This is a genomic window from Pseudomonas sp. Sample_11, from assembly GCF_004307505.1.
In the GTDB taxonomy this organism is placed as follows: Bacteria; Pseudomonadota; Gammaproteobacteria; order Pseudomonadales; family Pseudomonadaceae; genus Aquipseudomonas; species Aquipseudomonas atacamensis.
Map to the genome: position 1 here is coordinate 43,934 of NZ_RCOD01000102.1, position 10,033 is coordinate 53,966.

9 protein-coding genes are annotated in these 10,033 nt (G+C 61.4%); 3 read left to right on the forward strand and 6 right to left on the reverse strand.

The genetic code is table 11. The features are described from left to right. Positions 1-46: 46 nt before the first annotated feature. Genes D8U60_RS26340 through D8U60_RS26360 form a run of 5 tightly spaced genes read right to left on the reverse strand, consistent with a single transcriptional unit; the run spans position 47 to position 6,327 of the window. Positions 47-841 (reverse strand): enoyl-CoA hydratase-related protein, encoded by a 795-nt coding sequence (locus tag D8U60_RS26340; RefSeq protein WP_130901316.1) that lies wholly within the window; start codon positions 839-841, stop codon positions 47-49. Next, positions 838-1,995, reverse strand: a complete 1,158-nt coding sequence (atuD, locus tag D8U60_RS26345) for a citronellyl-CoA dehydrogenase (RefSeq protein ID WP_076563701.1) — start codon at positions 1,993-1,995, stop codon at positions 838-840. The genes D8U60_RS26340 and atuD overlap by 4 nt, the downstream gene beginning before the upstream one ends. 30 nt (positions 1,996-2,025) lie before the next feature. Then, a complete protein-coding gene (atuC, locus tag D8U60_RS26350) occupies positions 2,026-3,642 on the reverse strand; it encodes a geranyl-CoA carboxylase subunit beta (RefSeq protein ID WP_130901317.1) in 1,617 nt (538 codons plus the stop codon). Positions 3,643-3,645: 3 nt separating this feature from the next. After that, the gene (locus D8U60_RS26355) at positions 3,646-4,530 is read right to left on the reverse strand and encodes an SDR family oxidoreductase (RefSeq protein WP_122700113.1); all 885 of its coding nucleotides are present in this window, start codon (positions 4,528-4,530) and stop codon (positions 3,646-3,648) included. Positions 4,531-4,542: 12 nt separating this feature from the next. Beyond that, the gene (locus D8U60_RS26360) at positions 4,543-6,327 is read right to left on the reverse strand and encodes an acyclic terpene utilization AtuA family protein (RefSeq protein ID WP_130901318.1); all 1,785 of its coding nucleotides are present in this window, start codon (positions 6,325-6,327) and stop codon (positions 4,543-4,545) included. A gap of 184 nt (positions 6,328-6,511) precedes the next feature. Between D8U60_RS26360 and D8U60_RS26365 the strand changes: the two genes are divergently transcribed. The 3 genes from D8U60_RS26365 (at position 6,512) to D8U60_RS26375 (ending at position 9,125) form a co-directional block, all read left to right on the forward strand. After that, complete coding sequence (locus D8U60_RS26365) at positions 6,512-7,135, forward strand: TetR/AcrR family transcriptional regulator (protein ID WP_016770820.1); 624 nt, start codon at positions 6,512-6,514, stop codon at positions 7,133-7,135. A gap of 93 nt (positions 7,136-7,228) precedes the next feature. Next, positions 7,229-8,026 (forward strand): transporter substrate-binding domain-containing protein, encoded by a 798-nt coding sequence (locus D8U60_RS26370; protein WP_038860414.1) that lies wholly within the window; start codon positions 7,229-7,231, stop codon positions 8,024-8,026. An 85-nt stretch (positions 8,027-8,111) separates the two neighbouring features. Continuing rightward, positions 8,112-9,125 carry a GNAT family N-acetyltransferase gene (locus D8U60_RS26375; protein WP_122880994.1) on the forward strand — a complete coding sequence of 338 codons (1,014 nt, stop codon included), beginning with the start codon at positions 8,112-8,114 and terminating at the stop codon, positions 9,123-9,125. Between the two features lie 136 nt (positions 9,126-9,261). On the opposite strand, the gene D8U60_RS26380 is transcribed toward D8U60_RS26375, so the two are convergent. Beyond that, positions 9,262-9,816, reverse strand: coding sequence for an RNA polymerase factor sigma-70 (locus tag D8U60_RS26380; RefSeq protein WP_008088195.1), 555 nt, complete (start codon positions 9,814-9,816; stop codon positions 9,262-9,264). Positions 9,817-10,033: the final 217 nt, after the last annotated feature.

Sequence of the window (10,033 nt, forward strand, 5' to 3'; positions counted from 1 at the left end):
AGCGAATGAAAATCCGTGTGGGAGCGGGCTTGCCCGCGATGCTTTTTCAGGCCCACCCCGGTTTGCGTTTCTGCATGAATGCCATGGTCCCCTCGATTCCTTCGTCTCCAGTCACCGCCGCGCTGAACCACTGCGCCGCCTCATTGAGCAATGCACTCGAAGGCTGCCCGGCGCTGGCCAATAACAATTTTTTCGTCATCGCATTCGCTTCGGGTGCGCAGCGCAGCACCTGTTGCAAAACCTCATCCAGTCGCTCGGCCAACGCTTGCGCATCCTGTTCAACGAAATGCACCAGCCCCAATCGCTGCGCCTCAGCGCCATCGAAACGCGCCGCCGTCAGCGCCAGTCGCCGGGTTTCGGTCAAGCCGATCCGTTGCACCACAAACGGTGCGATTTGCGCCGGGATCAGGCCGAGGCTGGTTTCCGGCAAACCGAACTGCGCCTTGTGATCGCTAATCGCAATATCGCTGACGCAAGCCAGGCCGAAGCCGCCGCCGAGCACGGCGCCTTGCAGCACGGTGATCAGCACCTGCGGCGTATGCTGGGCTTCCTCCAGTAACGCACCGAACGCCCGGTTCAACTCGCGATAAGCGTCCGCGCCCTGAGCCCGGGCACTGGCCATGTCCTTGATGTCGCCGCCGGCGCAAAAATGCCCGCCGGCACCGCTGAGCACCAAGGCCCGCACTGTGCGGTCATCGCGCACCGCCGCCAGCACCGCGCGCAGTTCGGCGACCATTTGCAGGCTCATCGCGTTGCGGCTGTCCGGGCGGTTGAGGGTGATGTGCAGCACGCCGCCATGCAGTTCCAGCAACAGCGTCTGGCAATCGGGCAGGCCGCTCATTTCTTTTTCCCCGGCAGAATGCCCATCAGTTTGCAGATGATCCCCAGCATGATTTCGTCGGCGCCGCCGCCAATCGACACCAGGCGCACATCGCGATAGGCGCGGGCCACCGGGTTGTCCCACATGAAGCCCATGCCGCCCCAATATTGCAGGCAGCTGTCGCTGACTTCACGGCCGAGGCGTCCGGCCTTGAGCTTGGCCATCGACGCCAGGCGCGTGACGTCCTGGCCTTTGATGTACTGCTCGGTGGCCTGGTAGACCAGTGCGCGCAGGCATTCGATTTCGGTCTGCAATTCGGCGAGGCGGAAGTGGATCACCTGGTTATCGATCAGCGCGTTGCCGAAGGTCTTGCGCTCCTTGCAGTACTCGATGGTGCTGTCGATGCAATATTCCAGGCCCTTGATCATGTTCGCCGCGCCGAACAGGCGTTCTTCCTGGAACTGCAGCATCTGCATCATGAACCCGGCGCCTTCGTGGCCGATGCGATTGCGCTGCGGCACGCGCACGTTGTCGAAGAACACCTGCGCGGTTTCCGAGCTGCGCATGCCGAGCTTGTCCAGGTGCGAACTGAGGCTGATTCCCGGGGTGTTCATCGGCACCATGATCAGCGACTTGTTGATGTGCGGCTTGTCGTCGGAAGTGTTGGCGAGCAGGCAGATGAAATCGGCGCTCGGCGAGTTGGTGATCCACATTTTGCTGCCGTTGATCAAGTAGTCATCGCCGTCCTTGCGTGCCGTGGTTTTCAGCCCGGCGACATCGGAGCCCGCGCCGACTTCGGAAACGCCGATGCAACCGACCTGTTCGCCGGTGATGGCCGGGCGCAGGAATTCTTCGCGCAATTCATCGGAGCCGAAGCGGGCGAGGGCGGGTGTACACATGTCGGTCTGCACGCCAATCGACATTGGAATCCCGCCGCAATGAATGGTGCCGAACTCTTCGGCGGCGACGATCGAATAGCTGTAGTCGAGGCCCATGCCGCCGAATTTTTCCGGCTTGGAAATGCCCAGCAGGCCCAGCTCACCGGCCTTGCGGAAAATCTCATGGATCGGAAAGCGCCCGGCCTTTTCCCATTCTTCGACGTGCGGGTTGATCTCGTGGGTGACGAACTGGCGGACGGTGCGGCGCAGGGCTTCGTGTTCCGGGGTGAAGATCATTGTTGTTGTTCTCCGTAGGATCCGTGGCGGTCAGAAGCGGCTGACGCCGAAGCTGTTGGGTTGCAGCGTGCGCATGTCGGCTTCGTGGCAGATATCCAGCAAGTAACCGAGCAGGGTGCGGGTGTCGCGCGGATCGATCAGGCCGTCGTCCCACAGGTTGGCGCTGCCGTACAGGGCGGTGGATTGGCTGTCGAGTTTCTGCGCGGTCATCTGTTCGAGCATGTCGAGCATTTTCGGATCCGGCTCGATGCCGTCCTTGAGCTGTTTGGCTTCGGTAACGATGCGCAAGACCTTGCCGGCCTGAGCGCCACCCATCACTGCCGTTCGGCTGTTGGGCCAGGCGAAGATGAAGCGCGGATCGAGCCCGCGCCCGCACATGGCGTAGTTGCCGGCGCCGTAGGAACCACCGACGACAATGGTCAGTTTAGGCACCCGTGCGTTGGCCACCGCTTGGATCAGTTTCGAGCCATGCTTGATCACCCCTTGTTGTTCCGATTCGGTGCCGACCATGAAACCCGTGGTGTTGTGGAAAAACAGCAGCGGCGTCTGGCTCTGGTCGCACAACTGGATGAACTGCGCCGCCTTGCTCGCACCTTGCGGGGTGATCGGGCCGTTGTTGCCAATGAAGCCGCAGGCGCGGCCCTGGATTTTCAGTTGGCCGCAAATGGTTTGCTGGTCGAACTCGCCTTTGAACTCGAGAAAGTCCGACTCATCGGCAATCCGCGCGATGATTTCGCGCACGTCGTAGGGCTTTTTTGCATCGTCGGGGATCAGCCCCAGCAGTTCGTCGATGGGGTAGAGCGGTTCTTTGAATTGCGGCTGCGGCAGCCAGGGCAACTGCTCGTTCCAGGGCAACATGCGCATGATGTCGCGGACCTGGCGTATGCCGTCAGCGTCGTTTTCGGCGAGATATTCGGCAGTGCCGGCGACCTGCGCGTGCATTTCGGCGCCACCGAGTTCTTCATCGGTGGCCACTTCGCCGGTCGCCGCTTTGAGCAACGGTGGGCCGGCGAGAAACAGCTTGGCCTTGCCGCGCACCACCACCACGTAATCCGACAACCCCGGTTGATAGGCGCCGCCCGCGGTGGCCGAGCCGTGCACCACGGTGATCTGCGGCAAACCCATGGCTGACATGCGCGCCTGATTGGCGAAACTGCGCGCGCCTTCGACAAAAATCTCCGCCGCGTAGTTGAGATTGGCACCGCCGCTTTCAGCGAGGGTGATCATCGGCAGTTTGTTCTCCCGCGCGATCTGTTGCAGGCGCAGGGATTTTTTCAGGCCGCTCGGCGAGATCGTGCCGCCCTTGATTGCGCTGTTGTTGGCGACCACCATCGCACGGATGCCGCAGACATAACCGATCCCGGCAATCAGCCCGCCACCGGCCGAACTGCCGTCCTTGTCGTCATGCAACTTGTAGCCGGCGAGGCTGGCCAGTTCGAGGAACGGCGCGCCGGGGTCGAGCAAAAGGTTCAGGCGTTCGCGGGGCAACAGTTGCCCGCGTTTGCTGAATTTGTCTTTGGCTTCGGCGGCCTTGTTCAACAGGTTCTGTTCGAGCTGCTGCACCTGCTCGATGGCGGCGAGCATGGCCGCGCGGTTGCGCGCGAATGTTTCGCTGTGCGGATCGAGTTGCGACTGAATCTGCGCCATGGCTTATTCCTTGTCCTTGAGCACGTCGGGACGCAACACTTCTGGTAAATACGCGCGGTGGAAACCGTTGAACGATTCGCTGTGGCTGGCCTTGTGCAGCGGCCAGGCGCGACTGCCGAGGCTGGCGGCGCCGTCGATTTTCACCGTGGTGCCGCTGATGAATGCCGCCGCCGGGCTGAGCAGAAACACGATCGCCGCACTGACTTCCGATTCGGTGCCGATACGCTTGAGCGGCACATGCTCGCGCAGGGTCGGAATCACTGCTTTGAATGCGCCCTCGTAAGTGTCCATGCCGCTCGAGGCGATCCAGCCCGGCGCCACGGCGTTGACCCGGACCCCGGCGTAACCCCACTCGAACGCGGCAGTCTTGGTGAAGTTGTCCATGCCCGAACGCGCGGCGCCCGAGTGGCCCATGCCGGGCATGCCGCCCCACATGTCAGCGAGCATGTTGACGATGCTGCCGCCGTGTTTGCTCATCGACTGGTTGAACACTTCGCGGGCCATCAGAAACCCGCCGACCAGGTTGGTCCGCAGCACGGTTTCAAAGCCCTTCTGATTGATCGAGGCCAAGGGCGACGGATACTGGCCGCCGGCATTGTTGACCAGACCGTGGATCGGCCCGTGTTCGGCGATCAGCTCTTTGACCAGTTGCTTGACCGCTTCTTCATCGCGGATATCGCAGGCCTTCCAGTGCGCGCGGCCGCCGTCCTCGGCGATTTCGGCGGCGACCTTTTCGAGTTTTTCCGGCTTGCGCCCCACCAGCAGCACATTGGCGCCGAGCGCCGCCAGTTCATGGGCGGTGCAGCGACCGATGCCGCTGCCGCCACCGGTGACAATCAGGTTCTGGCCGCTGAACAGATCGGCGCGAAAAATCGACGCGTAAGCCATGCACACCATCCTCTAGTCGAGCTGTTCGGCGATGCTCTGCGGCACCGGGATCTGGATTTCCAATAGTTGCTGGGCGAAGGCTTTGCCTTGCGGGTCGATGCGCAGACTGGCGACACCGCCACCGCCGAGGGCGTTTTCCAAAAGAAAGTTGAGGCTGTGGGTGCCGGGCAGATACCAGCGTTCGACACGCCCGAGAAGCGGATCGAGGACGTGGCGCATCCAGTCGACCACCACCGATGTGGTCAGCGCCTCGGCGATCCATGGCAGGTAATCGGGATGGCGCGGCATCACGCCGATGTTGCTGTGGTTGCCCTTGTCGCCGGAGCGCGCCACCGCCAGTTTCACCAGCGGCACACTGGCATCGGCGCGGCCTTGGGGTTTGGGTGGCTGATGGGCGAGCGGCAAATCTGCGCTGTCGAGGGCCACTGGGTCGGGGAGGGTGCACGGATGGCGCTCACCGGCCATGTCGATTTGCAGCGTGCAGGCATTTTTATCTATGAGAAATGAGAACAGGCGGATGACCGGGTACACGGTCGGACGTCCGCCGACGATGCCGGTCAGACCGGGCGCCATACCGGTCGCGGCCTGGGCGATCTCTTTGGAAAACAGCACCAGCGCGCGTTTGTCGGGATGGCGCACGGCGATTTTGATCACCACTTCACGGCTGTCGCGGCGCTGGCCGTGTGGGCCGTAGGTGGCTTCGCTGCCGAGCAGTTCGACATGGGTTTCGCTGTACGGCGCCCAGCCGCGCAGGCTGAACATCTCGGCGGTCTTGTCGATGATCGCCTGACTGACCCGCCGCGCCTTGTCCACCGCGTCGATGCCGGCCATCAGGCAACTGGCGGTGCAGCGAAAACCGTCCGGGTACGTGGCGCTGACCTTGTATTTGTCGCTGGGCGGCAGGCCTTTGGCACCGTGCACCTGCACGACGTTTTTGCCTTGTTGCTGAAGTTTGACCTGGCTGAAATCGCAGATCACGTCGGGTAACAGATAGGCCTGCGGATCGCCGATTTCGTAGAGCATCTGCTCGCCGACGGTCAGCGGCGTAACCAGGCCGCCGGAGCCTTCGGGTTTGCTGACGAGGAACTGGCCATCGGCGCTGACCTCGACGATCGGAAAACCGATGTGCTCGTAATCCGGCACCTCGCGCCAGTCGGTGAAATTACCGCCGGTGCACTGCGCGCCGCATTCGATGATGTGCCCGGCCAGCGCGGCCTGGGCAAGTTTGTCGTAGTCATGCCACGACCAGTCGAATTCGTGGACCAGCGCCGCGCTGACCACGGCGCTGTCGACCACCCGGCCGGTGATGACAATGTCGGCGCCCAGGCGCAACGCTTCGACAATTCCCGGCGCGCCGAGGTAGGCGTTGGTCGACACGCACATGCGCGGAAGCGGCGCGCCGCTGAACATTTCGCGGATGTCGGCGGGGTTTTTGAGCTGTCCTTGCAGGTCATCGCCGAGCAACACGGAAATCTTCAGCTGGACCCCGGCCTGGTCGCAGGCCGCTTGCAGGGCCGCCGCGCAAGCCTGCGGATTGACCCCGCCGGCATTGCTGATCACGCGGATCTTCTGTTCGGCCAGTTGCGTCAGCAGCGGCGCCAGCGCTTCAACGAAGTCGCCGGCGAACCCGGCCTGCGGGTCTTTCAGGCGCGCGCCGGCCATCAGCGACATGGTGATCTCGGCCAGATAATCGAACACCAGATAATCCAGGTTTCCGCCGGAGACAAGCTGGGCGGCAGCAGTGGAAGTGTCGCCCCAAAAAGCACTGGCGCAGCCGATTCGCACGGTGGTTGGCATTTTTATCTCCGACTCAGGGACCTGCGACAGAAGTGTCTGGAGGCTACCAAGCAAGCGCTTGGTTTGTAAACAGGCGAAACATTCTTCTGCCCAAGCGCTTGCTTGGTGCCCGCGCGCGGCTTAAATTGCGCGCAACCCTGCGGTTACAGGGGGCAACACACTGATCGACTGTAGGAGAGAACGGGTGGACGAGCAAAAAGCCCTGCGGGTCATGCGCGAACTGGTCGACCAGGGCCAGTTGACCGACCCGGACAGCGCCCGCGGCAAATTGCTGCAAGTGGCGGCTCATCTGTTTCGCAACAAAGGCTACGAGCGCACCACGGTGCGCGATCTGGCCAGCGCTGTGGGCATCCAGTCGGGCAGTATTTTTCATCACTTCAAAAGCAAGGATGAAATTCTCCGCGCGGTGATGGAGGAAACCATCCGCTACAACACCGCGCTGATGCGCGCAGCCTTGGCCGAAGCCGGCGACGTGCGCGAGAAAGTGCTGGCGCTGATTCGCTGCGAATTGCAGTCGATCATGGGCGGCAGTGGCGAGGCGATGGCGGTGCTGGTGTACGAATGGCGCTCATTGTCCGAAGACGGCCAGGCTAAAGTCCTTGCTTTACGTGACGTTTATGAAGACATCTGGCTGCAGGTTCTGGGCGAGGCCAAGGACGCCGGCTATATTCGCGGCGACGTTTTTATTACCCGACGTTTCCTTACCGGCGCACTGTCCTGGACCACCACCTGGTTCCGTGCCGGCGGCAGTTTGAGCCTCGATCAGCTCGCCGATGAAGCGCTGATTCTGGTCCTCGAAGCGCGTTGAACGGTTGTCGGACCGGCCGACAAACTGGCTAAGTCGGCGAAACCGCCTAGCTTGAATGCATTGATCGCTATTTTTTTCGGGGAGTGGGGTGTTTTGAAGTCTTCGCCAATTCGGACAGCCGCCGGGCTGATGCTCGCTGCGCTGGCTGCGTTATGGGTATTGCCCGCTCAGTCAGCGCAATTGGTCCGGGTCGGCGCCGCGCATTTCCCGCCTTATACGATTCGCCCGGAAAACGGCGCCGACACCGGCCTGTTGCCGCAATTGATCGAGGCGCTGAACCGCTCGCAGAGCGACTATCAGTTCGTCCTGGTGCCAACCTCGATCCCGCGCCGCTTCGGTGATTTCAAGCAGGGCCGCATCGATATGGCGATCTTCGAGAACCCCGAGTGGGGCTGGAAGGACATTCCCCACGACGACGTCGACATGGGCCTGGAAGACGCCGAGATTTTCGTCGCGCAACGCGAAGACGGCCGCCAGCAAAACTACTTCTCGAGCCTGTCGGGCAAACGTCTGGCGCTGTTCAGCGGTTATCACTACGAATTCGCCGACTTCAACGCCGACCCGAAATACCTCGCGCACAACTACAACGCCACGCTGACCTATTCCCACGACAGCAACCTGCTGATGGTCCTGCGCGGGCGCGCCGACATTGCCCTGGTGACCCGTTCCTATCTGTTCGATTACCTGCTGCGCAACGAGAAGGTCCGCGATGAGCTGTTGGCGTCGCAGCGTACCGATCAGATCTATCACCATTACGCGATTCTGCGGCCAAGCGCTCCGATCACCGGCGACGCCTTCGGCAATCTGTTGCAGCGTCTGCGTGACAATGGCGAATTGCTGAAGATTTTCGAGCCTTACAAGATTGCCGTAGTGCCCGTGCCGCATCACTGAAGCGCTGTTTGCATCTCGCGCTTAAATTTCCCCTCCCGGCTCACGTCACTTCGTTGAACTGTCGACGATTACGTGAGCCCGACCCATGTCCAATCTGAATGACCTGACTGCCCTGGCATTGCCCTCGGGCAGTCGCTTGATCGCTGATGCTACCGAGAGCCGACTGAGCCTGAGCCTGGACGGGCAACCGCTGATTCGGCTGCGCCTGGACCGCGAGGCCAATGGCCCGATCCAGCTTGATGAACGTTTTGCCCTGCCGCCCGGGCAAGCCTTGTGGGCCGCCTGTTATTGGTTGTTCGCCCGTGACCCGGCGTGCCAGCAATTGACCTGGCAACTCGATCAGCCACCGACCGAAGCCTTGCGCAGTGGTCTGCTGATCAATACCGAAGTCGCCGGTGAGTACCGCTGCGAGCGCACGCTGTTCTGGCAACTGCCGCAGCCGTGGCTGGGCACTTCACTGACCGGCAGCTATCCGCAGCAAATGGTCATCAGCCATGGCAAGCGCCATCCGCTGCGACCGGTGAAGCCGCGTGGTGAAGTCTATCGGCGTTTCGATGCCCGGCTCGGCGCTTGGATTTCCTTGCGAACGCTGGAAATCGAGGAAGATCTGTCGCGCTTCAATCGCTGGCAGAACAGCCCGCGCGTGGCGAGTTTCTGGCAGGAGGAGGGCAGCCTTGAGCAGCATCGCGAATACCTGAACAAGCTCGATGCCGACCCGCACACATTGACCCTGATCGGCTGTTTCGACGATCAGCCATTCGCCTATTTCGAAGCCTACTGGGCCAAGGAAGATCGCATCGCGCCGTTCTACGATGCCGACGATTACGACCGTGGCATTCACATGCTGGTCGGCGAGGAAAGTCATCGCGGCCCGCACAAAGTGGCGAGCTGGTTATCGGCGCTGGTGCATTACCTGTTTCTCGATGATCCACGGACCCAGCGCGTGGTCGCCGAGCCACGTGCCGACAACGCGAAGATGATCGGCCATATGCACAACCAGTGCTTTCACTGCGAGAAGGAATTCGATTTCCCGCACAAGCGCGCGGCATTGATGATTCTGGGGCGGGAGCGGTTTTTTGATCGGTGCCCATTGGCCTGATATCGCATCAAGCAAAAGATCGTCCGATCGCGGCCCGAGCCTTCGGCAGCTCCTACAGATGAATGCATTCTCATGTAGGAGCCGCCGAAGGCTCGGGCCGCGATCGGACGATCTTTTTTGATCAGACGACGCGGTCTCAGCGACGACCCGCAATCACTGCATCCCGCCGACTGCCCGAGACCTTGCGGCAGTGCACCAGCGCATCACGAATCATGAAGTTGACCAGGGTGGGCGATACGCCCAGTTCCTTGGCGATGTCCTTTTGCGGCACGCCGTGCAGACGGTACATCTCGAAGGCATAACGGGTGCGGCTGGGCAGTTCGGTCAGCGCATCGGCGATGTGTTCGAGGGTCGAGAAGTTGATATGCGAAGTTTCCGGCGAAGCGCCCTGAATCACCACGTTCAAGCCTTCCTCTTCCGGGCCTGAGTATTTCTGTTCGAGCGCCTGCTTGCGGTAGTGATCGATGGCGAGGTTGCGCACGATCTGGAACAGGTAGCTCAGCTGAGCCTTGATCGACGACGTGATCGGCGGGGCCGATTGCAGTCGGAAAAACGCATCCTGAACCACATCTTCGGCACGAGACCTGCAACCGGTAATGCGGGCTGCAATCTTGACCAGAATCAGTCGATTGTCGACGAATGCCTGAAGTAGCGGTGAATCGCACCTGCTTGTGGATACTTGTTCCGTCATGGAAATCACCTTGCTGCCAATAGGTTAGTGGGAGGGCCTCGGGGGACGGCGCCGTCCTACACATCGAGCGACAAATTATGTTGAATGATAATGATTGTCAAATGAGAAAGAGAGGTATTGCTGTAAGGCGATGTGTTTTGCCAACTGCGACACGCCGCCGCACCCCAGCCCCGCTGGACGTCGCGCCTGCCGACTAATTATTTCCCCACTCCATCCG

What these genes read in the sequence shown, in the direction of transcription:
- D8U60_RS26340 (WP_130901316.1), bottom strand. Translation starts at nt 841, where the DNA reads ATGAGCGGCCTGCCCGATTGCCAGACGCTGTTGCTGGAACTGCATGGC.
- atuD (WP_076563701.1), bottom strand. Translation starts at nt 1,995, where the DNA reads ATGATCTTCACCCCGGAACACGAAGCCCTGCGCCGCACCGTCCGCCAG.
- atuC (WP_130901317.1), bottom strand. Translation starts at nt 3,642, where the DNA reads ATGGCGCAGATTCAGTCGCAACTCGATCCGCACAGCGAAACATTCGCG.
- D8U60_RS26355 (WP_122700113.1), bottom strand. Translation starts at nt 4,530, where the DNA reads ATGGCTTACGCGTCGATTTTTCGCGCCGATCTGTTCAGCGGCCAGAAC.
- D8U60_RS26360 (WP_130901318.1), bottom strand. Translation starts at nt 6,327, where the DNA reads ATGCCAACCACCGTGCGAATCGGCTGCGCCAGTGCTTTTTGGGGCGAC.
- D8U60_RS26375 (WP_122880994.1), top strand. Translation starts at nt 8,112, where the DNA reads ATGTCCAATCTGAATGACCTGACTGCCCTGGCATTGCCCTCGGGCAGT.
- D8U60_RS26380 (WP_008088195.1), bottom strand. Translation starts at nt 9,816, where the DNA reads ATGACGGAACAAGTATCCACAAGCAGGTGCGATTCACCGCTACTTCAG.